This window comes from Saccharopolyspora thermophila (genome assembly GCF_014646075.1).
Classification (GTDB): domain Bacteria; phylum Actinomycetota; class Actinomycetes; order Mycobacteriales; family Pseudonocardiaceae; genus Saccharopolyspora; species Saccharopolyspora thermophila.
The window spans coordinates 1-22,453 of the sequence record NZ_BMMT01000009.1 but is presented as its reverse complement, the minus strand read 5'-3'; the positions used below and the strand labels follow the sequence as shown (position 1 = coordinate 22,453).

Annotated in this window: 20 protein-coding genes and 1 pseudogene; 5 read left to right on the top strand and 16 right to left on the bottom strand. The window is 71.4% G+C overall.

What is annotated here, in order from left to right:
- Positions 1–12: 12 nt before the first annotated feature.
- Positions 13–456, bottom strand: a complete 444-nt coding sequence (locus IEY17_RS13875) for an ATP-binding protein (RefSeq protein ID WP_188987803.1) — start codon at positions 454–456, stop codon at positions 13–15.
- 57 nt (positions 457–513) lie between these two features.
- Positions 514–882: an STAS domain-containing protein gene (locus IEY17_RS13870; RefSeq protein ID WP_188987802.1), complete on the bottom strand. Its 369-nt coding sequence runs from the start codon at positions 880–882 to the stop codon at positions 514–516.
- Between the two features lie 293 nt (positions 883–1,175).
- Between IEY17_RS13870 and IEY17_RS13865 the strand changes: the two genes are divergently transcribed.
- Together IEY17_RS13865 and IEY17_RS13860 are read left to right on the top strand one after the other, a co-directional pair.
- Positions 1,176–2,417, top strand: coding sequence for a PP2C family protein-serine/threonine phosphatase (locus IEY17_RS13865; protein ID WP_188987801.1), 1,242 nt, complete (start codon positions 1,176–1,178; stop codon positions 2,415–2,417).
- Between the two features lie 62 nt (positions 2,418–2,479).
- Positions 2,480–2,935 (top strand): DUF6328 family protein, encoded by a 456-nt coding sequence (locus IEY17_RS13860; protein ID WP_188987800.1) that lies wholly within the window; start codon positions 2,480–2,482, stop codon positions 2,933–2,935.
- A 110-nt stretch (positions 2,936–3,045) separates the two neighbouring features.
- On the opposite strand, the gene IEY17_RS13855 is transcribed toward IEY17_RS13860, so the two are convergent.
- The 3 genes from IEY17_RS13855 to IEY17_RS13845 all read right to left on the bottom strand — a co-directional run bounded on the left by IEY17_RS13855 (position 3,046) and on the right by IEY17_RS13845 (position 6,633).
- Positions 3,046–3,942 (bottom strand): tetratricopeptide repeat protein, encoded by an 897-nt coding sequence (locus IEY17_RS13855; protein ID WP_188987799.1) that lies wholly within the window; start codon positions 3,940–3,942, stop codon positions 3,046–3,048.
- A complete protein-coding gene (locus IEY17_RS13850) occupies positions 3,939–6,137 on the bottom strand; it encodes a hypothetical protein (RefSeq protein WP_188987798.1) in 2,199 nt (732 codons plus the stop codon). The genes IEY17_RS13855 and IEY17_RS13850 overlap by 4 nt, the downstream gene beginning before the upstream one ends.
- A 121-nt stretch (positions 6,138–6,258) precedes the next feature.
- On the bottom strand, positions 6,259–6,633 hold the full coding sequence (locus tag IEY17_RS13845; protein ID WP_188987797.1) for a hypothetical protein: 375 nt from the start codon (positions 6,631–6,633) through the stop codon (positions 6,259–6,261).
- Between the two features lie 251 nt (positions 6,634–6,884).
- On the opposite strand from IEY17_RS13845, the gene IEY17_RS13840 reads away from it, so the two are divergent.
- Positions 6,885–7,049 carry a hypothetical protein gene (locus IEY17_RS13840; protein ID WP_188988047.1) on the top strand — a complete coding sequence of 55 codons (165 nt, stop codon included), beginning with the start codon at positions 6,885–6,887 and terminating at the stop codon, positions 7,047–7,049.
- A 149-nt stretch (positions 7,050–7,198) separates the two neighbouring features.
- Here the strand turns inward: IEY17_RS13840 and IEY17_RS13835 are convergent, their stop codons facing one another.
- The 8 genes from IEY17_RS13835 to IEY17_RS13800 form a co-directional block, all read right to left on the bottom strand.
- The gene (locus tag IEY17_RS13835) at positions 7,199–8,620 is read right to left on the bottom strand and encodes a purine-cytosine permease family protein (RefSeq protein WP_188987796.1); all 1,422 of its coding nucleotides are present in this window, start codon (positions 8,618–8,620) and stop codon (positions 7,199–7,201) included.
- 133 nt (positions 8,621–8,753) lie between these two features.
- Complete coding sequence (locus IEY17_RS13830) at positions 8,754–9,965, bottom strand: PPE domain-containing protein (protein WP_188987795.1); 1,212 nt, start codon at positions 9,963–9,965, stop codon at positions 8,754–8,756.
- A 4-nt stretch (positions 9,966–9,969) separates the two neighbouring features.
- Positions 9,970–10,548, bottom strand: a complete 579-nt coding sequence (locus IEY17_RS13825; RefSeq protein ID WP_188987794.1) for a DUF3558 domain-containing protein — start codon at positions 10,546–10,548, stop codon at positions 9,970–9,972.
- Entirely contained in the window at positions 10,545–10,961 is a 417-nt protein-coding gene (locus IEY17_RS13820; protein WP_188987793.1) for a PE domain-containing protein, read from the bottom strand. Before IEY17_RS13820 ends, IEY17_RS13825 begins: the two co-directional genes overlap by 4 nt.
- Before the next feature lie 101 nt (positions 10,962–11,062).
- Positions 11,063–11,866, bottom strand: a complete 804-nt coding sequence (locus IEY17_RS13815) for an ESX secretion-associated protein EspG (RefSeq protein ID WP_188987792.1) — start codon at positions 11,864–11,866, stop codon at positions 11,063–11,065.
- Positions 11,867–12,257: 391 nt separating this feature from the next.
- Positions 12,258–13,460, bottom strand: a complete 1,203-nt coding sequence (locus tag IEY17_RS13810) for a hypothetical protein (RefSeq protein WP_188987791.1) — start codon at positions 13,458–13,460, stop codon at positions 12,258–12,260.
- A 162-nt stretch (positions 13,461–13,622) separates the two neighbouring features.
- A complete protein-coding gene (locus tag IEY17_RS13805; protein WP_188987790.1) occupies positions 13,623–14,069 on the bottom strand; it encodes an FHA domain-containing protein in 447 nt (148 codons plus the stop codon).
- Between the two features lie 211 nt (positions 14,070–14,280).
- Positions 14,281–14,793, bottom strand: coding sequence for a metallophosphoesterase family protein (locus tag IEY17_RS13800; protein WP_188987789.1), 513 nt, complete (start codon positions 14,791–14,793; stop codon positions 14,281–14,283).
- Positions 14,794–15,019: 226 nt separating this feature from the next.
- Between IEY17_RS13800 and IEY17_RS13795 the strand changes: the two are divergent.
- Positions 15,020–17,374, top strand: a pseudogene (locus IEY17_RS13795) (beta-glucosidase); the annotation flags it as partial.
- Positions 17,375–17,477: 103 nt separating this feature from the next.
- Here IEY17_RS13795 and IEY17_RS13790 read toward each other — a convergent pair.
- The gene (locus IEY17_RS13790; protein ID WP_188987788.1) at positions 17,478–18,713 is read right to left on the bottom strand and encodes a cytochrome P450 family protein; all 1,236 of its coding nucleotides are present in this window, start codon (positions 18,711–18,713) and stop codon (positions 17,478–17,480) included.
- A gap of 112 nt (positions 18,714–18,825) precedes the next feature.
- Between IEY17_RS13790 and IEY17_RS13785 the strand changes: the two genes are divergently transcribed.
- Positions 18,826–19,356, top strand: coding sequence for a YybH family protein (locus IEY17_RS13785; RefSeq protein ID WP_229680142.1), 531 nt, complete (start codon positions 18,826–18,828; stop codon positions 19,354–19,356).
- A gap of 211 nt (positions 19,357–19,567) precedes the next feature.
- Here the strand turns inward: IEY17_RS13785 and metX are convergent, their stop codons facing one another.
- Both metX and IEY17_RS13775 read right to left on the bottom strand, forming a co-directional pair.
- Positions 19,568–20,713, bottom strand: a complete 1,146-nt coding sequence (gene metX / locus IEY17_RS13780) for a homoserine O-acetyltransferase MetX (protein WP_188987787.1) — start codon at positions 20,711–20,713, stop codon at positions 19,568–19,570.
- Positions 20,710–22,032 carry a bifunctional o-acetylhomoserine/o-acetylserine sulfhydrylase gene (locus IEY17_RS13775; RefSeq protein WP_229680141.1) on the bottom strand — a complete coding sequence of 441 codons (1,323 nt, stop codon included), beginning with the start codon at positions 22,030–22,032 and terminating at the stop codon, positions 20,710–20,712. Before IEY17_RS13775 ends, metX begins: the two co-directional genes overlap by 4 nt.
- Between the last annotated feature and the right edge of the window lie 421 nt (positions 22,033–22,453).

Here is a 22,453-nt window from a genome sequence, read left to right as displayed (position 1 = left end):
GTCCGCGCACCTTCAGTTGCGCGGCGCCTGCCAGGTCATCTCCACCACGGTGCCGGTCTCCCCGGGGATGATCACCGCCTCGTCGGCGAGCTGGTGGATCAGCGGGATACCCCGGCCGCGCGACACCGCGGCGTCCCGTCTGTCCGGCGGCAGCCACCGTCCGTGGTCGGCGACCGTCACCCGCACCCGATCATTCCGCCGCTCCGCGCGCACCTCTATCGCACCGGCGTCGACGTAGGCGTGCTCCACCACGTTGGCCATCGCCTCGTAGCAGGCCAGGGCCAACGCCGCCACCACCTCGTCGGTCAGGCCGGCGCGGCGGCCCCAGTCGGCCAGCTCGTCTCGAAGCGCGGTCAGGTCGCCCGGTCTGACGGGGGCCCTCCGGTGGTGTACCTGGGCATCCACCCCGCGCCCGTCGCCCGCGGTAGGCCCCGCGTTCGACTCGTCGACTGCCATGTGCGAGTCCCGTTCGTGCTTGCCCCGGAATCCCCGGTCCGGAGCCGTGCGGAATCCTCAGGTCCCCGCCATTGCCTTCTCACGCGAGGGGTAAACCTCCAGCTCCTGGTCCAGACCGGTGAGCTGGATCGGGCGCAGCGTGGCCGAACCGCTGGCCACCACCCGGAACCCGGTGTCGGGCCCGGCTCGGTGACGCGCGCGCACCAGCACCGCCAGCCCCGCCGAGGACAGGAACGTCACCCCGGTGATGTCGACGACCACCACCCCCGGGGATTCCTCCAGTGCCGCCTTGAGCACTTCCTCCACGCGCGGCGCGTTGAGCAGCTCGAGCTCACCGGCGATCTCGACGAGCATAACCCGGTCGGACCGCTCGGTCGTGACGCTCAGCGGAGCCGCCGGGTCGCTGGATCCGGTCGACGTTGCCATGCCCACCATGGTGGTCGCCGGGCCTGGCGTTGGCAAAACCGCTGCTCGGGGAGCTTCCCCGGGCTCGTACGTGGTCACCCTGCGCAACCTCGGAGACCGCCCGGCTCGGTCCCTGACTTGTGCAGGTCCCCACCGCGGCGTTGGGCGCAGTCGTCGCCGGTGGGCCGGCACAGGGTGGGCACGGCCCGGGCCCCGCGGGATGCGTGCTGTGCAAGCGGGCCGGGCGGCGGCACGCTGGGCAGAGGGCGCTGACGTCGGGCCGGGAGGCGTGCGACCGGGCTATGCTGTGGCTCATGCGGTCCTCGGCCAGTCAGTCCGACGACCCGGCGGCGCGGTTGCGGCGGATCGAGCTGGTCACTGACACGGCGTTGGCGCACCTGGAGCTCAACGACCTGTTGCGCGAACTGCTCCACCGGGTGCGGGGCCTGCTCGCGGTCGACCTCGCCGAGGTGCTGCTCTACGACGCGCACAGCGAGGTGCTGGTGGCCACCGCGGCAGTCGGCATCGAGGACGAGGTGCGCCAGGCGCTGCGCATCCCGGTGGGCCCGGGTTTCGCCGCCGCCGTCACCGGCGAACACCGGCCGGGGTTGCTGGACAGCGCGGACGACCCGACGCTGGTCCGGCCGATGCTGTGGGAGCGGGGCATTCGGTCGCTGATCGGCGCCCCGATGCTGGCCGGTGGCGAGGTGGTCGGCGTGCTGAACATCGGCGCGTTCGTCACGCGGCAGTTCAGCGAGGCCGACACGCACCTGCTGCAGCTGGTCGCGGACCGCATCGCGCTGGCCACCCAGGCCAGCACCTCCCGCACCGAGCGTGCCGCCACCAACGCGCTGCAGCGCAGCCTGCTGCCGACCCGGCTGCCCGACATTCCCGGTGTCACGCTCGACGCCCGCTACGTCTCCGGCGCCGACCGCGGCATCGGCGGCGACTGGTATGACGTGTTCCGGTTGCCGTCCGGCCAGATCGGCATCGTGATCGGCGACGTGGTCGGGCACGGCCTGGCCGCCGCCGTGGTGATGGGGCGGCTGCGCAGCGCGCTTCGCGCCTACGTGCTGGAAACCGACCAGCCCGGCCAGGTCCTGCACAAGCTCGACCGCAAGGTGACCCACTTCGAGCCGAACGCGATGGCCACGGTGGCGTACTCGATCTACGACCCGGGGTCGTCGCGGCTGCACCTGTCGCTGGCCGGGCACCTCGCGCCGGTTGTGGTGGCTCCGGGCATCCGCGGCGCGTTGGCGCCGGTGCCGGTTGATCCGCCGGTGGGCCTGGGCGTGACCCGCCGCAGCCGCCGGACCAGTGTCGTGCAGATACCCACCGACGGCGTGGTCTGCTTCTACACCGACGGCCTGGTGGAACGCCGGGACCGGCCGATCGACGTCGGCCTGGAGCAGTTGTGCGACACGGTCGTGCCCGCCCCCGCCGACCAGGTCTGCAGCACCGTGATGAACAAGCTGCTCGGTGCCGAACCGTCGTCGGATGACATCGCCCTGCTGGTCCTGAGCCGCAACGCGGGTGTACCCCCGCGGCTGACATGACCCGCCGACGTCGGCGGGCGCACCTGAGCGCGGCACCGGCACGATGACGCCCAGGAGGTGCGATGGACGAGCCGGAGGAACCGCACGACACCCGCCTGACCCGCAACCTCAACGAGCTCCTGCAGGAACTGCGGGTCGCGCAGGCCGGGGTGCAGATCCTCTTCGCTTTCCTGCTGTCGGTGGCCTTCACCGAACGGTTCACGCAGGCCGGGGCCTCCGTGCACGTGCTGCACCTGGTCACGGTCCTGCTGGCCACCACGTCGGCGGCGCTGCTGATCGCCCCGGCGGCCTGGCACCGGGTGCTGTTCCGGCAGCGCCGCCGCGCCGAGATCATCCGGGTGGCGAACGCCTGCGCGATCGGCGGCCTGGCCCTGCTGGCGGCGGCCATGAGCGGCACGGTGCTGCTGATCGCGCAGGTCGTCGCCGGGACCACGTGGGGCGTGGTGCTGGGGGCAGTGAGCGGTCTGCTGTTCGCGCTGTTGTGGTTCCTGCTGCCCCTGCGTGCCCGCAGGCGGTGAGCTCGACCGGAGGGGATGGGCACATGCCGGCTCGGAACTGGCCGGGCCACCAGGATCACCGCACCGGGTCGCCGGGCAGCCGATGCCACCCGGGCGGGGCGCGGGGTGCACTACCGGTCCTGAGCGTCGATGGTCGCGAGGTTGGCGGTGTAGATGCGCACGCCGACGGGATCGGCGCGGCGGCGGCATTCGGCGATGGCCCGTTCGGTGTGCCGCCGCGCCGCCGCGAGGTCGCCGAGCCGGAAGTGGTTCAGCCCGATCAGCCCGTGGACCTTGCCCAGGTAGCGGGCCCCGGCGTGGTCGCCGTCGAGCTCGCCACGGAGCCGGTCGAGCACATCGTTGCTGGCCTGGTGGCGACCGGTGTCGCTGAGGTGCTGGGCGAACGCGATGGCTTCGCGGGCGCGCACCAGCTGCGCAGCGGCGGGAGTGCGGTCCTCGACCGCCTTGGCCACGAGCGCCGCGTCGAGGTTCTCGGTGTAGATCCGCACTCCTTCGGCGTCCCCGTTGGCCTCGCACTGCCGCAGCGCCTGCTCGGTGTACCGGATCGCGTCGGCCAGGCGGCCCTGCTTGAGGTCGTTGGTGCCGAGCAGGCCGAGGATCTTCGCGCGCAGATCGTCCACAGCGGACCCGCTGGCCCCGGCCATGTCGGCCAGCAGGGCGCGCAACCGCTCCGAGCTTGCGGCGAACTCGCCGAGTTCGCTGCGCTGCTGGGCCCGGCGATAGGCGTCCGCCCAGCGGTGCAGCGGGTTTTCCGGTCCGGTGGGCAGGATCCGCCGCATCGGTCCGGGATGCCCGAGCGCGGCTAGCACCTGGGCGATGGCCACCAGTGTCCGGCCCCAGGTGCCGACCGCCTGTTGGTCGTGGCGGATCTCCTCCGGAACCACCGCCCACTCGTCGAAGCAGCGCACCACCACGTCCGCGTTCTGCTGGCACAGCCGGAGGAAAGCCGGCTCGTCGCCGCGCCGGTAGGTGGCGAAAAGCTGGTCACGCAACGCGGTTTCGCTCACCGGTGGCCTCCCGCGACGACGCGCTGGAACTCCCCGGCCACGTGGTCGCGGAACAGCCCGCCGCGCCAGGCGGCCATCCGCGCGTGCTGGGCGGGGACCCGCACCACCTCTCCGGAGCCGTCCCGCTCGTGGGGTGGCGCGTAATGCACGACGTTGTCCTCCAGCTGGTCCAATGACACCGTCGCGAACGGAACCTGGCCGGCCAGCAGCGCGTTGACCAGGAAGTTGGTCATCTGGCATCGCTCGAACCGGGTCGCGATGCTGATCAGCACCCACTGCGCGGCGTCGACGGCGGCGGTGGCCAGCACGCCGCGCGCGAAGTGCCCGACGGGCGCGACGTCCGAGGCCAGCCACGACAACGACGTCACCGGCGCCCCAACCGCGGTTTCCAGCTCGCCGACGTGGTCCAGCACCCAGTCGGTCAGCAGCACGGCCTCTCCCTCGCAGCTACCGATCACCACCGCGTGGCAGGACTCCACTCCGGTGCGAGAACCCGGGAAACCACGTTGGTTCTCTGAGGAATGGCGCCGAACGGACCCGTCGGACCGCAGGAACGACGCGATGGCCTGCCGGCTGCCGCGCGACGTCCCCGCCGACCGCAGCGCCCCGGTCCAGTCCAGCGTGCTGGTCGACGTCGGCGGCACGCCGCCCGGGGGCCGACTGCTGGAGACCGGAACCACGATGGTGTCTCCCCCGACCACGGGCAGCGGGAACGTGCCGGTGACCACTTCGCTGCCGTCGATGTGCACCGCCGTGGGGGCGCCCAGGTCGAGCAAACCGGAGTAGACGATCGGCAGGTCGGCAGCGCGGGTGGCGGCGAGGTCCAGCCGGGCCAGGCATTCGGCCGGGGTCTGCACACCGAAGACCTCGGTGTCCAGCACCGCCCGCCACACCACGTGCGGGCGGTCCTGCACCAGCTTGACCAGGTGGTCCTCGGTGCTGCCGGATGCCGCGCCCGTCCGGTGCGAGCCGACCAGCACGTCGAAGCCGCTCGACGCATGCGCGGTCAGCACCTCCAGCGTGCACCAGGCTCGGGTCAGGTAGTCGTCGGCATCGTCGAGCAGGACGGCGGTGCGCCCGAGCACCTGCAGCACAGCGAGCCGCCGCAGCCCCTGCTCGAACTCCTCCTGCTCGGCAGGCGTCCGCGGTTCCTGCGGCAGGCAGCTGTAGTCGTACCAGAGGTGCACGCGGTCCAGCAGCGATCGCAACAACGGGCGGTCGGTCAGCATTGCGCGCAGCCGCGCCAGGTCCGCGTCGTCACGAGCGGCCCGCAGGCCGCGGTCGGCGGTGATCTCCTGCAGCGCCTCGACTTCCGCGTGCACCGCCGCGACCCCGTCGGCGTCCAGGCGGTGCCGCAGCACGTTGACGATCAGCGATTCGGCCAGCTCCGACCCGGCCAGCCCGACGACGCTGCCGAGCGCGGCGTGGTACCTGCGTGGGGTGTGCAGCCCCCGGCGGTGCGCGACGTGCACGGCCTCGCAGACCGCGGCGAACAGCTGCCAGGCCACCAGCCGCGCCTGGCGGCCGTCCGGGTCCGGCATGGTGGGGGTGAGCCAGCGGTGGGACAGGAAGCAGTAGAAGTTACCGGGTTCGGTGTGCGGGACCAGTTCGCCGCGGCACTGCTGCATCCGCGGGAACGCGGCGGCCCGGATGAGCGCGGGCAGCGGAAGCCAGTACATGCCGGGCAGGTCGACCCGGTACTGCTGGGTGACCAGCTGCGGGGCGTCGCGGTCGCCCGTACCGTCCAGCAGCACGTCGGGCAGGCCGGCGAGCGGGAAGGACCACACCACCTCGGGTTCGTCGTGGCGGACCAGGTGCAGCGCCTGGTCGTCCCGGGTGTAGCTGAGCCGCCCGTCGGGCATGGCCAGCGGCCGGTGCCGCAGCGCCACCGACTGCTCCAGCAGCGTCGCCAGCTGCGGTGGGAGCGCGCGGTGCCGCGCCCGGACGGCGTCGAACCGGGCCTGGGTGAAGGTCTGCAGCGGGACGTGCCCCGCGGTCGGCGTCGCGGCCAGCGAGCGGTACCCGATCTCGTCGTAGGACGTACCGGCCAGCCGGGCGTACTTCAGGGCGCGAGCCGCGGCGTGCGCCGGTTCGCCGTGGCGTAGGCTGCCGAGTTCCGTCGGTGCGACGTTGCGCCACTGCTCGACGTCGACCGGCCCCAGCACGTCCCGGACGAACTCGTCGACATCAGCCACGGCGCCCTCCGCCCGAATCGGACCTGCGCAGTTGCGGCGCCGTGCGAGAGGCACCCGCACCACGCTACCGGATCACGGACACCCGGCACGGACGCCAACGCGAACATTCCACTGTGGATTTTCAACGCACGGTGAGGGTGGCGGTCATGCCCTGCTCCCGGTGCCGTCCGACCGGGCACCACAGCCGGTAGGTCCCCGGCTGGAGGGTCGCGGTGAGCTGCTGGTCTTCTCCCCCGCGCTGGATCACCGGGGTCTGCACCCCGGGCAGACCAGGCCCTTCGACCACCAGCGCGTGCGAAGCCTGCCCGTGCTGCTGCGCGACGAAGGTGACCGGCCCGGGCGGCACGACGTCGCGGGACAGATCCAGCGAAAACTCGGTCAACCCCACCGTCACGACCGTGGACGCCGGGGGCGCGGTCGGCGGCTGCTCGCCGGTCGCGCAGCCGACCGGGAACATCGCTGCGGCGACGAGCGCGCAGCTGGCGAACCGGCGCATCGGACTCCCCTCGCCGGCGACTCCTGGCGCGGCGAACTGCCGCACAGACCAGGCTAGGGCTTCGGCCGCGCGGTGACGACCGCAGCCGCCCGTCCACCAGTGTGGCCGCGCTGCCCCAGCCACCTTCCGATTCCACCGCGAACCCCGAGCACCCGGCGAACGGCGCCAGGCCGGCCGCCCCCCGGCGAACGAGTTCCGCGGTCGGCCGTGCATCCTGGGGACGACAGATCACCACCCGAGGAGCCAACAGGTTGAGCACCGAACCCGAACGCCCGATCATCGACCTGTCGCGCGACCCGAACCCGGGCGTCGCGGACCACGCCGCCCCTGAGGGCGCCACCGTGCACCCGCTGATCGACCTGTCGCGCGACCCGAACCCGGGCGTCGCGGACCACGCCAGGCCCGACGAGGACTGAGCGGTCGACCGGCCCGGCGTCACAACGCCGGGCCGGGATCAGCGGGTGCAGGACGCCCGGAAAGAGTCCGCAGCCAGCCGCCGCAGCAGCTCGGGGTCCTCGACCGCCCGGATGTCATCGGTGCCGGCGACGGTCCGCAGGAAACGTGCCTACCAGGTCCGCTCGCCGGGCTTGTCAGATTCGAGACGGGTGTCGGCGTCCGCGGCTCCGGTGCCGATACGGCGGCGCATCGCGCCCCAGTAGAGGAAGCCCGGCACCAGCAGCCCGAGCAGCCAGGCGATGTCGGCGCCACCGAGGTGCGGCACGAGAAACCCGGTGAACACCCTGTCGACGTGGGAGAACGGGATCTGCACCACGATGCCGGCGAAGTAGGCCACCAGAGCGGGCGCACACCAGCGCCCGTACCGGCCGTCGGGGTCGTACATCGCGGCCAGGTCGTACTCCTCCTTGCGCAGCCAATAGAAATCAACCAGGTTGATCGCGCTCCACGGGGTGAGGAAGTACAGCAGGAAGTGCAGGAACAGCACGAAGTTGGCCAGGAAGTCGCCGCGGCCGAGCACCGCCAGCGCGCCGCCGAGCACCCCGACCAGCGCGATGTAGCCGATCCGCGCGCCGGGCGACAGCACGGCCCGCCGGGTGAAGGCGGTCAGCGTGGTGGCCGCGGTCATGTACCCGCCGTAGATGTTGAGCACGTTGACGGTGAACTTGCCCAGCGCGATGGCCAGCAGCAGCGGCAGCACGAGACCGTCCCCGCCGAGCCCGACCACGTAGGCGACCTCGTGACCCTTGAACTGCGGGCCGGAGACCGCGTAGGCCAGCGCCCCGAACGACATCGCCCACGTCGCGCCCAGCGCCGTGCCCGCGTAGGTCCACCAGAACGTGGCGCGCACCGAGGTGCTCGACGGCAGGTACCGGGACGTGTCGGCCACGTACGGGCCGAAGGTGAGCTGCCAGGACGCGGTCAGCGACAGCGCCAGTAGGAACGCGGGCACGTCCGGTTCGGCACCGGCCAGCACCGCGCCGAGGTCGTGCGTGGTGACCAGCCGGAACGTCAGGTAGACGAACACCACCACCGACACCAGCGAGGCCAGCCATCCGAAGCGGTGGATCAGCCGGTAGCCAACGATCGCGATCAGCGCCGACAGCCCGGCGTAGAGCACGATGCTCGCGTCAACCGGCAGCTGGATGATCTCGGCGAGCGCCTGCCCGCCGAGCACGTTGCCGCTGGCGAAGTAGCCCAGGTACATCAGCACGACCAGCACCAGCGGCAGCACGGCCCCGTACACGCCGAACTGGGCGCGGCTCTGGATCATCTGCGGGATCCCCAGCTTGGGGCCCTGCGCAGCGTGCAACGCCATGGGCACCGCGCCGATCGCGTTGCCCAGCGCGACCGCCACCAGCGCCCACAGCGGGTGCAGCCCGACCAGCACCGTCAGCGCCCCGGTGACCGCGGAGGTGATCTGCATGTTGCTGGCGAACCAGAGCGTGAACAGGCTCCGCGGGTGCCCGTGCCGCTCGGCTTCCGGAACCGGGTCGATGGACCTGCGCTCGACCTGCAGGGACCCCGCCATGTGCCCTCCTCGTGACGGCGAACTTCGGTGCGTTTCATTAGTCGCCGCCCGGGCCGGGCCAGCAATGCCCGCCCACCAGCACCTGTCCAGGATGCCAGACACGCGGTCGGGTCCGACCCGAGAACCCTGTTCCTCAGTCCCTGCCGTCGTCCGCGCCGTCGGGGAAGCCCACCTGATCGTCGTCGCCGATCACCGGCGGAGCGACGAGTTCACCCGTGTTCGGGTCGACTTCGGCGTGGAACTCGAAGTGCTCGTCGGTGTTCTTGACGTACTTGCGTCGATGTTTCTCGCTTCCCCGCGGATCCCTCCGGCCGTCTCCGACGACACCTGCAGGCTCCGGGCCTCCCCGCATCGCACCGCCTCCGGAACCGACCGCTCCACCAGCGCCGCTGCCACGGCCGGTCCGCAGCCCACCTCCAACACGACCACGCGAGTCGTTCCAGCCGCCGCAACGGTCAACCGATCCAGAACCAGACCGGGGAATCGGCACGGCACCGCCTGCTGCTCCACCAGTCACCGCGCCACCAACGACAGCCCCACCAGCACCGGCACCCGGTACGGCCTTCGCGCCGTCAAGGCCGGCGAGGGGGCCTGCCCATGCGGTTCCGGTCTGGGCCGGAACGTCCGCTCGCCCCGCATTGGTACCTCCATCCCGATGCACTGGGGCCGCGGGCTCCGGTGCTGTCCGATCGAATCGGTTCCACGCGACATTCGCGTGGCGGTCGGTTCTCGGGTTCACAACGTTGCCGGGACGGCGGGCGTCGGAGACACCCACCACCGCTGAAGACGAAGGCACTGCGGGAAACGACTGCAGGGACTGCAGCGTGTACTTCGACGCAGCCCGGTACGCGAGGTACTCATCCCGCGCCTTCTGCTCAGCAACGTTGTGCCTGGCTTCGTGGATCTCCTGGCCGGCCAGTTTCGCGGCGAGATTCGTCGGCACCACGTCGGCGAAGTCCAGATCCAGGGGCGGAACCGGGTACGGAGGCGGCATCGCATGCCGGGTGTGGTCGAAGTGCTCCCCCTGCGCCTTGACACCGTTTGACAGGGTGCTCGAGAGATCCTCGCAAACCTGGATCCCCCTGCGGAACGGGACGGTCTCCGACTCCATCGCCTCTGCCGCATCTCCCGTCCAGGAGCCACGACAACGCCGCAGCGCGCTGTGGACCAACTCCTCAACGCGAAGCAGAGACTCCCGGAACGGGCCCGCCAGCTTCCACGCTGCCTCCGACAGCGATCCCGCACCCGCGCCGCCGTGGATCTCCTGGTAGACCCTGGCATGGTCGAAAGCGGCCTGCGACTGGCCATCGACCCCTTTCGGTTGGCTGAACGGCCACACTCCCATCCCCCTAGTTCTTGTCCGGAATGTTCGAAAGCACCATGCTGGCGACCTGCTTCGCCAGGGCGCACGGATCCTGCTGGTCCACGCGATCGCTGTCGCCGCGATCCACGTTCAGCGAGAAGGTGTCCTCGGGTGTTGTCGACACGTAAATGCCGCAGCTGTAGGTCAACGGCTGGCTCACCACCACGGGATAGCCGTCGACGTTGTCGTCCGGTGCGGTCTTGCTGACCGAGCGGAGAACGCTCCGCAACCCGATGTTCAGCGTTGTGACAGGTGCCAGGTTCACCCGGACACCGTCGGTCCGCGCCCCCCACACGCACAGCGCCTCTCCCCAGGGGGACTGCTCGCGGATTGGTTCGCCCACGACGCCGAGCTGCGCCAGTTGGTCGGGGCGGAGTAGCTGACACGGATCCTCCACCGCTTCGAGGTCCTTCGGGTGTTCGACGCGGGGCATGGCCGGATCAACGGCGGATGATCTCGGTGCGCTTTCCTGCGGCACCGGGCTCGCGGACTGCGGAGCGCAGGCAGCAACACCAAGACCGCTGGCAGCGATTGCCGATGCGAGAACGACTCGAAACCGATTCATGACTCCCCGATCTGGTTGGCCTCGTCAATACGGCGGTATTCCCGCTGGGCAGCCTCGACCTTCCCCCTGAGGTCACCGACCCAACGTCGCATCTCATCGACAACCCCCACCGCAGAACCCGAGCCCACAGTCAGGTGCTTGATGATCTCGTTCGTGGTACTGACGCTCACCTCGTCGTTCCCGGGAGGGAGAATCGTCCGGAAATACTGGGCAGTGTCCGAAGCCCGCCGCAACTCTTCCAGAGCCTCATCCAGATCCGCCTTGACGGCGTCCAGCTCGTCCGGCGACACCTCGAAACATCCTGTTGTCGCACCGGTACCCGGGAACGCGTCCAACCGTGGGCGCCCCGCGACCGGGCTGGCGCCGGCGTTCCCGATGTGTTCGTGCGGCGTCGGTTCTCCTTGTGCCGACATGAATCCTCCCCACCCCAAAGGAATGCTGCCTTCTCTGCCGGTACCGGCTCCTGCTCCGCCTGCCATCGAGGCAGGCGAGCGACTCCACGGGGTCACGGTCCTCACCGCCGCAGCCCGTCCACCGCTTCGGCGAGAGCCCGCACCACCTGGTCCGGCCGAGCCGGTGCGGTGACGAGAAAGTCGTTACGGAGGTACTGCAGGTACGCCCCGTGGTTCGTTCCCGTCAGAAGAATGACAGCTTGAGATTTCTCGAGCACGCCTCGAGAATCGCGAACGGCAGCCGAGAATTCGCCGCTGTACAGGCGTTCTCCGGAGACCATGCGGACGTAGTCGCGGGCGTCGTCGCTGCGGACGCCGCGCGCTCGCAGGGCTCGAATGGTGGCGGCTTCCTGTGCTTCTCCCTGCTTGCCGGCCGCAGCTTTGCTTGCTGCGTCGGCGTCTTCGATTCGGAGGCTGACCGCCGTGCCCTGGACGGGGGAGATCTTCGGCCAGAGGTCCACCAGTGCGCGGTAGGCGGAGGTCGGCGCGACGGGGTCGATGCGCACCTCGCGCCCCTCGACGCGGGTCCGGACCGCCCGGTCGTCCGCGATCGACACCAGGCCGCGGACGTGTCGGCCTCGCTCGGGCGCGAACCTCGTGTCGGCTTCGGTTGGTGCGTGCGCGAGCAGCCACATGATGTCGGCCACCCAGGTCGCCGCCCGACCCGCACGGTCGATCCACCCGCGTGCGCGGGCGTTGTCGAACGCGTTGTTCCACTCGGCTACACTTTCGTCAGCTTCACCGAGATCCGGGAAGTACCGGAGCAGGCGAGGTGGTGGCACGAGCCGCTCCGCACCACCCTCCAGATGCGCGAGCCCCGCGCCGTGCCATAATGGGCCGAACAGGCTGAGATCGAATTCCAGCACCCGAGACACGAACTCCCCCAAGCCAGTTGTGTCGCGTCCTAGGGCAGTCGAGCCTATCGAAAAGTGCTGCGCCAACAGCAAAGGTCAGGTAACGATCGTCATTTCACCGATTCGGCGCAGCATCCGCGCAAAGGCGCTGCACAACCCGAACCTGCGAACCCACAATACCCCCGTTCGGCACAAGAAGTACCGGCGAATGCGTGAACGCACGTCACCGGATGGGTTCCGCCTCATCACCCGATCCCGACGTGATTTCCGACCGCTCCGACTGTTCCGTGGCAATTTCACGACAGGATCCGCCGAACACCCGCGATCAGCACCGGACACCTGGTAAAGCGCGGCACGACGGCGGTTCTATCCACTATGGACGGACGGACCCCCCACTCGCGGCTCAGCGGCGGGTGCGGTCGTGGGCCTTGAAGGCTTTTCGGAGTTGTTGCCACATGTCTCGGACCTCGTGCCCGGCTTCCAGGTCCGCCGCTCCGCTGACGTAGTCCGCCAGGGCTCTCGCCACCTCGCTGAGCTCCTCGCCCGCTGCCCCCATCTGCTCCAGGGCCGCCAGGCTGGCTCGTTCACGGGCGTCGCGCATGCGCAGGCGGGTCACCTTGGCCGCTTCCGGGCCGATGTCCGCCAGGTCCATCTCCGCCAGGCTGCGCAGCCAGCGGACCAGGGCGGTGTCGGTTGCTTCGAGGTAGAAGATGCCCTCGGCCAGGCGCTCATGGCGGGTCTTCGGGTCCGGGGCCTCGTCGGCGGCGGGCCTGCCGCGGGAGTCCGGTGGCAGCAGGGCCGCCAGGGCGTCCAGGGACTGCTGGGCCTTCCGGTCGTGCCAGCGCGCCGTGGCCACCCGGTCCTGGTGGCGCCTGCGGCGGCGGTCCTCGTCCAGGCGGCGAACCTGCCGGACCACTTCGAGCTGCACGCGACTGGGGCCCGGGCGGCGCTCCCGGACGTCGAACGTGCCCAGCGCCTGCTGCTTGCCGAACCAGTCGTCGTAGCGCAGCGTCTCCTTCGGCGGGCGCTTCGGGTAGCCGCGTTTGCTGGCCCAGGTCGCCAGGCGGCGCCTGATCTGGTCGACCAGGTCCGCGCCGCTGCCCGCGGGAGCCGCGGCCGGTTGCCGCGTCACTCCGGAGGTGGTCATGGCGTGCCGCAGGCAGTCGACGCTCCAGCCCGCGCCGAAGAACGGCGCGACCAGCTCCAGTAGTTCGTGGTCGGTCACCCCGGACCAGCGCATCGACTCCGCCAGCGCGCGCACCGCGGCTCTCGTCTGGTCCGGGGTCTCCGGTACCACGCTCGACGGCCACTTCCGGCGTTGCAGCAGGTGCAATGGCGCTCGCTGGTCGTCGGCGACCGCGACCGAGCCGGTGTCGGTGCTGGGTTCCACCGGTGGCCGCAGCGGCGAGCCGGCCGGGCCGCGCCACTGCCTCAGCCAGTACCGCACCAGATCCACGCGGGAACTCGTGCGCACCTGCATCTGCGGGGTGCCGTCCGGGCGCCGGTGCAGGGCCGCCACCACCGCGTCGACGCACCACCCGGCCTCGAAGAAGGGCAGCAGTTCGGCGCAGAGTCGCTCCGCGGAGATGTCGTTCCATCGCTGCATGCCCACCACCGCCCGCGCGGCGTCCAAGCGAGCCGTGTCACTGCGAGGAACCACCCGGGTCGGCCACTGTCCCGCCACACCCACGGGCGCAAGCATAACGACCCTGCGCAGGTCAGGGCCGCTGTCAGGCGCGGGACGGCTTCTCCAGGGCGTCGCGTGGACTCAGTCGTCCAGCGGATGAGCCGTGCCGCGACCCACCGTCACGCGCCGGCGGTGCGCAAACGTCAGGCGCGCGTCGCCGACGCGGATCTCGTCGCCGTCGGCGAGCACCGCCGACTCCACCGGGGACCGGTTCAGGAAGGTGCCGTTGAGCGAACCGCAGTCCTCCAGCACGTAGTGGTCGCCCTCGCGGCGCACCTCGACGTGGTAACGCGACACCGTGACGTCGTCGAGCACGATATCGCAGTCGCGGTCGCGCCCGATCACCGCGCACGGGGTGCGGATGGCGAACCGGGCACCCGCCTGCTGGCCCCGCTCGATCACGAGAATCGGGAATCCGTGCTGGTCAGAGGGCTGACGTGGGGTGGGAATGCCCGTGGTGGATGCGGGCAGGTCAAGCTCGGGCCGCGCCGGCGCGGCCACGCCCCCGGTCGGGGTCTGGTCGGTCATCTCTCTCCTCGAACACGATCTGTCGGCCGCTGGCAGCACCGGCGGTCTCCTCCCAGCATGCCGACGCGTGCGCACCGCGGCCAGGTACTTGGTCCCCCATCCGGTCCCCGCGCGACGTGGCCGCGGGCACATCCGCCGCGGCACCGTTTCGTCCTCTTGGGCTCCCCAGCCGCCGCAGCAGGCCGCCGAGCGACTGGCGCGAGCAACTCGCCTACTCCTGACGCGTTCGCGGCGGTAGGCGGTGCAGCAGCACCGCCCGCAGGCGGCCCTCGGTGGCCTCCGCCGTCATGTAGGTGCAGTGGGGTTGGCGGCGGCGGTCGGTGGGCGAACCCGGATTGAGCAGGCGGAGGCCGTTCGGGGTGGTGGTGTCCCAGGGGATGTGGCTGTGGCCGAACACCAGCACGTCGGTGCCGGGGAACCAGCGGTCGCAGCGGGATTCCCGGCCCTGGGCCGCGCCCGTCTCGTGGACCACCGTCAGCCGGACGCCGTCGAGTTCGACCCTGGCCACCTCGGGCAGGCGGACGCGGAGTTCGGGACCATCGTTGTTGCCGTGCACGCCAACGAGTCGCGTGTTGCGCTGCTCCAGCTCGTCCAGCAGCGCCACGTCCACCCAGTCACCCGCGTGGATCACCACGTCGGCGGCGGAGACGGCGTCCCAGACCTCGTCCGGCAGTGCTCTGGCGCGTTTCGGCACGTGCGTGTCGGCGATCAGCAGCAGGCGCATAGCCCGAGCATCCGGCACCCGGGTGCCGGTCCGCGACCCGGCGGTTGCAACGGTGTCGCAAGCTGACGGTCCGTCTCTGTGAGGACCGGGTCTGGGAGCCGGTGACAGCACTGCATCCTCACCGGCATCCTGCCATTCGTGGTATCCCGACAGCTCGTCGTCGGAGCGTTCGCCGTCCCACCAGTCAGGAGGTCCGTTGACATCGACAGCCGAACTGCGCGCCCGGGTGCGGTCGCTCTCGTTGGAGCAGAAGGTGCGCCTGCTCACCGGCGCCGATTTCTTCTCGCTGCACGCCGAACCCGCTGCTGGTCTGCGCCGCCTGGTCGTCTCCGACGGGCCGGTGGGGGTGCGCGGCGAGGTGTTCGACGAGCGCAGCACCTCCGCGAACACGCCGTGCCCGACCGCGCTGGCGGCGTCCTGGGACGAGGAGCAGGCTTTCCGGATCGGTCGGCTGCTGGCCGCCGAAGCCCGCCGCAAGGGCGTGGACGTGCTGCTGGCGCCGACGGTGAACCTGCAGCGCTCACCCTACGGCGGCCGGCACTTCGAGTGCTTCAGCGAGGACCCGCTGCTGACCGGGAGGATCGGCGCGGCCTACGTGCGCGGCGTGCAGTCCGGCGGAGTGGGCGCCACCGTCAAGCACTTCGTCGCCAACGACTCCGAGACCAAGCGTATGACGCTGGACGTGCGGGTGGACGAACGCGCGTTGCGGGAGATCTACCTGGCACCGTTCGAGACCATCGTGCGTGACGCCGCACCGTGGCTGGTGATGGCCGCCTACAACCGGGTCAACGGCCACACCATGACCGAGCACCCGATGCTGCTGGACGTCCTCAAGGGCGAGTGGGGCTTCGACGGTGTCGTGGTTTCCGACTGGTACGCCACCCGGTCCACCGCGGACTCCGGGCGCGGCGGGCTGGACCTGGCCATGCCTGGCCCGGACAGCCGGTGGGGCCCGGACATGGTGGCCGCGGTCCGCGCGGGGCTGGTGCCGGAGTCGGCGGTGGACGACAAGGTGGTGCGCTTGCTGCGGCTGGCCGACCGCGTCGGCAAGCTCGACGACGGGCGGCCGCCGACCCCGGAGTCGCCGCGCGCGGAGATGGAGCTGCGGCGCGCGGCCGCCGCCGGTTTCGTCCTGGCCCGCAACGAGCATGCGACGCTGCCGCTGGCGGCGGCCGAGTTGCGGCGGGTCGCCGTGCTGGGACCCAATGCCGCGGTCGCCCGCACGCTCGGCGGCGGCAGCGCCACGGTCTACCCGCCCCACACCGTCTCGCCGCTGGAGGGCCTGCGTGCCGCGCTGGGCGACCAGGTGGAGGTCGTGCACTCCCCCGGGGTCCGCGCGACGCGGCGGCTGGCCGCGGGCACACCGGAACTGCTGACCGACCCCGACAACGGCGAACCCGGTCTCGGCGTGCGGTTCCTCGACGCTGACCAGTCGCTGATCACCAGGCAGCACCGCACCAGCGCAAGACTCACCTGGGTGGGGTCGTTCGGCCCGGGCGTGCCGCTGGACGCTGTGGCGATCGTTGAGGTGCGCGCGCGGCTGCGGGCCACCAGCGCGGGCGAGCACCGGCTCGGCGTCGCGGGCGTGGGGCACTTCTGCCTCACCGTCGACGGCCGGGTGCTGGTCGAGGAGGAACTGGTCCTGCCGCCCGGCGGCGATCTGATCGAGGCCATGGTCCGCCCGCCGGAGAAGACCGGGTCGGTGGTACTGGCCGAGGGCCAGGAGGTCGAGCTGGTGCTGGCGCACCGGGTCGCGCCGGACACGGTCGGCACCACGTTCGTACTCGGCGTCGAGCCCCCGTCGCTGCCGGAGGACGCGGAGCTGGAGCGCGCCGTGGCGCTGGCGGCGGACGCCGACGTGGCCGTGGTCGTCGTCGGCACCTCCGAGGAGGCCGAGAGCGAGGGTTTCGACCGGGACACGCTGCGGCTGCCTGGCCGGCAGGACGAACTGGTGCGCCGGGTGGTGGCGGCCAACCCGCGCACCGTCGTCGTGGTGAACTCCGGTGCTCCCGTGCTGCTGCCGTGGGCCGACGAGGTGCCCGCGGTGCTGTTGTCGTGGTTCCCGGGCCAGGAGTTCGGCCACGCGCTGGCCGACGTGCTCACCGGCGCCGCCGAGCCCGGTGGCCGCCTGCCGGTGACCTGGCCCGCGACCGAGGACGACCCGCTGCCCGGCACCCGGCCGCGGCAGGACGTGCTGGACTACACCGAGTCGATCCACATTGGACACCGCGGGTACCTGCGGGCGGGTGTCGAACCGGCCTTCTGCTTCGGCCACGGGCTGGGCTACACCACGTGGGAACACGAGCACCTGGCGGCACCCACGGAGCTCGCCGCGGGCGAGGACGCGGTGCTGCGGGTGCGGGTCCGCAACAGCGGTGACCGGCCGGGCCGCGAGGTGGTGCAGATTTACCTGTCCCGCGACGACAGCGCCGTGGACCGCCCGGCGCGCTGGTTGGCGGGCTTCGCGCTCGTCGAGGCCGACGCGGGCGAGCGGCGCACCGTCGAGGTGACCGTGGCGGCCCGCGCCTTCCAGCACTGGCAGGACCAGGGCTGGGTAACCGAGCCGGGCACCTTCACTGTCCATGTTGGACGCTGGTGCGGGACACCCCGCTCACCGCGGTCCTGCACGTCACACCGTGACCGAGGCCCCGCCACCGGAGGGCAGCACCGACAGACCGTGGGAATCAGAGCCGGACAGGTAGGGCCTCCAGACCACGCAGGATGCCGACCGGGCCGCCCGGGCGCCAGCGCAGCTCCTCCGGTGCGCAGCCGAGGGCCAGCTCCGGGAACCGCCGCAGCAGCCCGCCGATCGCGACCTGGCCCTCCAGCCGGGCCAGCGACGCACCGAGGCAGTAGTGGATGCCGTGGCCGAAGGCGAGGTGCCCGCGGTCGGCGCGGGTGATGTCCAGTTCCTCCGCGCCGGGGGTGTGCGCCGGGTCACGGTCGGCGGCCGCCAGCCCCACCAGCACGGCGCTGCCCTTGGGGATGGTGACTCCGCCCAGTTCCACGTCCTCGGTGGCAAAGCGCGGTGTGGCGCGTTCCACCGGCCCGTCGTAGCGCAGCAGTTCCTCGATCGCACCGGCCAGCAGGTCCGGTTCGTCGCGCAGCAGCCGCAACTGGTCGGGGTGGGTGAGCAGGGCCAGCATCCCGTTGCCGATGAGGTTGACGGCGGTCTCATGGCCCGCGATGAGCAGCAGCTGCACCATGCCGAGCAGTTCCCGCTCGGACAGCTGGTCGCGCTCGTCGGCGGCCACCACCAACGCGCTGATCAGATCGGGTTGGTCGTCGGGGTCAATGGCGTGGTCCACCCGCGCGCGGGCCTGCGCGATCAGCGTGGCCAGGTATTGCTCGCGGATCCGTCGGGCCCGCTCGCGCTGGGCGGCGCCTTCCTCGGTCAGCGGCGCGGTGAGCATCATCCGGGTCCACTCGCGGAAGTCGTCGCGGTCCTCGAGCCGGACGCCGAGCAGCTCGCAGATCACCGTGATCGGCAGCGGGAAGGCCAGCGCCGCGATCAGGTCGACCTCGCGCTGCCGGGCCATGCCATCGAGTAGTTCCCCGGTGATCTGTTCGATCCGGGGGCGCAGCCGGTCGATGCGGCGGCGAGTGAACGCCTTCGCGACCAGCCTGCGCATCCGGGTGTGGTCGGGCGGGTCGGTGTCGAGCATGTTCCGCCCGGCCACGCCTTCGTCCTCGCCGGAGACGAGTTTCTGGTCGCGCATCCACTGCGGGGCGTGCGCCAGGCTCTTGGCCAGCCGGTCGTCGGCGAGGGCGGCCCGGGCCTCCTCGTAGCGGGTGACCAGCCAGATCTCCACCCCCATCGGCCCCTGCACGCGGTGCACCGGCCCGGCTTCCCGCAGACGCGCGTAGCTTGGGTACGGGTTGGTGAGGAACTCCTGGCTGGCAAAATCGACCTGGGTCATCACAGCCCCCCCTTCGCGCACCACGCCACCCAGGCTATTCCCCCGCCAGGGCCGCGGCCAGGTCCGCCCCCGCGCGGCGACACTGTTCCTGGTCCAGGCGGGACCGGCCCTGGTGCTGCATCACTGCCTGGTGCAGGGCCTGGTGCTGTCCGATCAGGACATCGAGAACATCGTGGACCAGGTGCTCATGCCCGCAGTCGGCCTCGTCGTCCTGCACCGCCAGCGGATGCGGGACGACGAGGCCGGGCGCACCCTGCGGGGCATGGACCGACAGCGAGTACGCCGGTGGGTCGCGGACTACGAACGCGCGTGGCGGGCATCGGGCACCACCGCGCTCGCCGAGATCTTCACCGCGGACGCGACGTACCAGCAGGCCCCGTACCTGGAGCCGGTCTCCGGCCTGCCCGCCATCGCACGTATGTGGGAAGCCGAACGCAGCGCGGACGAGATCTTCGAGATGAGCAGCGAGGTGGTGGCGGTTGACGGCGACACAGCCGTGGTCAGGGTGGAGGTACGCTACCAAGCCCCGGTGCGGCAGGAGTACCGCGACCTGTGGATCGCGCGGTTCGCCGCGGACGGCAGGTGCCGCGCTTTCGAGGAGTGGCCGTTCTGGCCGGACAAGTCCTACCGCGCCGACGGCTGACCGCCCAGATCGGCGAGCACCGCGGCAGCGCCGTGGCCACTGCCCGGCCCCTGAAACCGCGACGTGGTTTCGCGGCGCGAACTCGATCATGAGGCCATCCCGTCCTCCGCGTCCGGGAGGAGGCCACCGCCGTGGGTCGTCCACTCTGGACGGTCTGGAGTGGATGGTGATGGCCTGCGGCCCTCGGGCGGGTTTCGCCGACGCTGAGGCGTCACCCGTCCAGCAGTTCCCGGACCAGCTCGCCGACCTGCTCGGTCTCGATCAAAAAGCCGTCGTGGCCGTGCAGCGAGGTCACGGTGCGCAGCGGCCCGGCGGTGGGGATCGCCTCGGCCAGCCGCCGCTGCTGGTGCAGCGGGAACAGCCGGTCGGTGTCCACCCCGGCGACGCAGGTGCGCGCGCGGACCCGCGCCAGCGCCGCCGCCACCCCGCCGCGCCCACGCCCGACGTCGTGCCCGGACATCGCCTGGGCCAACACCACGTAGCTGGCCGCGTCGAAGCGACGCGCCAGCTTCGCCGCGTGATGGTCCAGGTAGGACTCGACCGCGTAGCGGCCGCCGTGCCAGGGGTGTTCGCCGTCCTGGTATGCGGCACCGAAGCGGGTCTCGAGTTCCTGCGGGCTGCGGTAGGTGAGGTGCGCGATCCGCCGCGCCACACCGAGCCCGGCGTGCGGGCCGCGACCGGCGGGCAGGTCGTGGTAGTGGCCGCCCAGCCAGTCGGGGTCGGTGCGGATGGCGTGGACCTGTGCGGCCGACCAGGCGATCTGCTCGGCCGAGGCCACCGCGCAGCAGCTGAGCAGCAGCGCCGCCGCCACCCGGTCCGGGTGGCCGACGGCCCACTCCAGCGCCCGCATGCCGCCGAACGACCCGCCGATGACCGCAGCCCACCGGTCGATGCCGAGCGCGCGGGCGAGTCGCAGCTCGGCGCGCACCGTGTCGCGCACCGTGATCGGCGGGAACCGTCCGCCCCACGGCCTGCCGCCGGGGGCGGGCGAGGCGGGCCCGGTGCTGCCCTGGCAGCCGCCGAGGACGTTCGGTGCGACCACGAACCACCGGTCGGTGTCCAGCGGGCGACCGGGCCCGACCAGCCGGTCCCACCAGCCGGGGCTGGGGTGGCCGGGCCCGGGCGGACCGGCCACGTGGCTGTCGCCGGTCAGCGCGTGCAGCACGAGCACCGCGTTGGCCCTGTCGGGTGCCAGCTGCCCCCACGTCTCGTAGGCCAGGTGGACGTCGGGCAGTTCCCCACCGGCGTCCAGCGCCAGTGGTTCGGGCAGCCGCACCCAGCGGCGGCGGCCGACCGGGTGCCCTACCCGCCACGCGCCGGTCGCGGGCAGGGCACCCTCCGCGGGATCCGCGCTCATCGCTCCAGCTCGGCCTTGGCGGCGCGGAAACCGGACTCCAGGTCGGCTTTGAGGTCCTCGACGTCCTCGATACCCACCGACAACCGGACCAGCCCGGGCGTGACCCCGGCCAGCCGCTGCTCGGACTCGGTGAGCTGGCTGTGCGTCGTGCTGGCCGGGTGCGCGATGAGGCTGCGCACGTCGCCGATGTTGACCAGGTGGCTGAACAGCTGCACGCCGTCGACGAACGCACGTCCCGCGTCCACGCCGCCGCGCAGCTCGAACGACACGACGGCCCCGGCCCCGCGCGGCAGGTACCTGCGCCCGAGCTCGTACCAGCGGCTGGTGGGAAGACCCGCGTAGTGCACGGATTCGACCTCGTCGCGTTCGCTGAGCCACTCGGCGATCGCCTGCGCGTTGCGCACGTGGCGGTCGATGCGCAGCGACAGCGTCTCCAGTCCCTGCAGCAGCAGGAACGCGTTGAACGGCGAGATGGCGGGCCCGAGGTCGCGCAGCCCCTGCACGCGCAGCTTGGCCGCGAACGCGCCGTGGCCCAGCGCGGGCCAGTACTGCAGGCCGTGGTAGCTGGGGTCGGGTTCGACGAACCCGGGGAACCGATCGGCGTGCGCGCCGAAGTCGAAGGTGCCGCCGTCGACGACGATGCCGCCGATCGCGGTGCCGTGACCGCCGAGGAACTTCGTCGCGGAGTGCACGACGATGTCCGCGCCGTGCTCCACGGGCCGCAGCAGAGAGGGCGTGGTCACGGTGTTGTCCACGACCAGCGGGACCCCGGCCTCGTGCGCCACGTCGGCCACGGCGCGCACGTCGAGCACGTTGGCGCGGGGATTACCCAGCGATTCGGCGAAGAACAGCTTGGTGTTCGGGCGCACGGCCGACCGCCACTCCTCGACGTCGTCCGGGTCCTCGACGAAGGACACCTCGATGCCGAGCTTCGGCAGCGTGTGCCGGAACAGGTTGTGGGTGCCGCCGTAGAGCGACGAGCTGGAGACGATGTGGTCCCCGGCCTGCGCCAGGGTCAGCACGGTGAGCGTCTCGGCGGCCTGCCCGGAAGCCAGGGCGACCGCGGCGACACCACCTTCCAGCGCGGCCACCCGGGCCTCCAGCGCCTCCTGCGTCGGGTTGTTGATGCGGGTGTAGATGTTGCCGGTTTCGCTGAGGTTGAACAGGTTCGCCGCGTGCTCGGTGTCGCGGAAGACGTAGGAGGTGGTCTGGTAGATCGGCACGGCTCGGGCCCCGGTCGTCGGGTCGGGACTGGTCCCGGCGTGCACCTGGAGGGTGTCGAACGACCACGACACGGCGGAAGAAGCGTCTGCGCTCACGGGGTTTCTCCTGTGGATCAGGGCAAGCGAAGCAAGCGCGCCGAAGAAGGGCGCGCGCATGAGATGCCCGAAGGCGGGTTGCAGAAAGAAGCGCGCTATCGCGCGCAGCACAAGCGGATCAACAAGCCGAAGCCGTCACGCGCACGTAGTCGACGTGCCGACGGGCAACCAAGTGGATCACGCCCCGCAGCGTAGCGGGAACGCGGCACAGCGCAACCACCGCCCACGATCCGAGATCACCGCACAGGGGGGGGCGTCCTCCTGGTTGGGAGGGCGCCCCCTTTTGCGGGCCGTCGGTGCTCAGTCGTCGGAGGTTTTCTTCAGTCCTTTGGCGATGAGGTCCATGACGGAGGAGTCGGCGAGGGTGGTGACGTCGCCGATCTCGCGGTTTTCGGCGATGTCGCGCAGCAGGCGGCGCATG

Bases quoted from the DNA above. Each gene is read 5' to 3' on its own strand.
- IEY17_RS13875 (WP_188987803.1), bottom strand. From the start codon at position 456: ATGGCAGTCGACGAGTCGAACGCGGGGCCTACCGCGGGCGACGGGCGC.
- IEY17_RS13870 (WP_188987802.1), bottom strand. From the start codon at position 882: ATGGCAACGTCGACCGGATCCAGCGACCCGGCGGCTCCGCTGAGCGTC.
- IEY17_RS13865 (WP_188987801.1), top strand. From the start codon at position 1,176: ATGCGGTCCTCGGCCAGTCAGTCCGACGACCCGGCGGCGCGGTTGCGG.
- IEY17_RS13860 (WP_188987800.1), top strand. From the start codon at position 2,480: ATGGACGAGCCGGAGGAACCGCACGACACCCGCCTGACCCGCAACCTC.
- IEY17_RS13845 (WP_188987797.1), bottom strand. From the start codon at position 6,633: ATGCGCCGGTTCGCCAGCTGCGCGCTCGTCGCCGCAGCGATGTTCCCG.
- IEY17_RS13835 (WP_188987796.1), bottom strand. From the start codon at position 8,620: ATGGCGGGGTCCCTGCAGGTCGAGCGCAGGTCCATCGACCCGGTTCCG.
- IEY17_RS13830 (WP_188987795.1), bottom strand. From the start codon at position 9,965: ATGGGAGTGTGGCCGTTCAGCCAACCGAAAGGGGTCGATGGCCAGTCG.
- IEY17_RS13825 (WP_188987794.1), bottom strand. From the start codon at position 10,548: ATGAATCGGTTTCGAGTCGTTCTCGCATCGGCAATCGCTGCCAGCGGT.
- IEY17_RS13820 (WP_188987793.1), bottom strand. From the start codon at position 10,961: ATGTCGGCACAAGGAGAACCGACGCCGCACGAACACATCGGGAACGCC.
- IEY17_RS13810 (WP_188987791.1), bottom strand. From the start codon at position 13,460: ATGCAGCGATGGAACGACATCTCCGCGGAGCGACTCTGCGCCGAACTG.
- IEY17_RS13805 (WP_188987790.1), bottom strand. From the start codon at position 14,069: ATGACCGACCAGACCCCGACCGGGGGCGTGGCCGCGCCGGCGCGGCCC.
- IEY17_RS13800 (WP_188987789.1), bottom strand. From the start codon at position 14,793: ATGCGCCTGCTGCTGATCGCCGACACGCACGTGCCGAAACGCGCCAGA.
- IEY17_RS13790 (WP_188987788.1), bottom strand. From the start codon at position 18,713: ATGACCCAGGTCGATTTTGCCAGCCAGGAGTTCCTCACCAACCCGTAC.
- metX (WP_188987787.1), bottom strand. From the start codon at position 20,713: ATGAGCGCGGATCCCGCGGAGGGTGCCCTGCCCGCGACCGGCGCGTGG.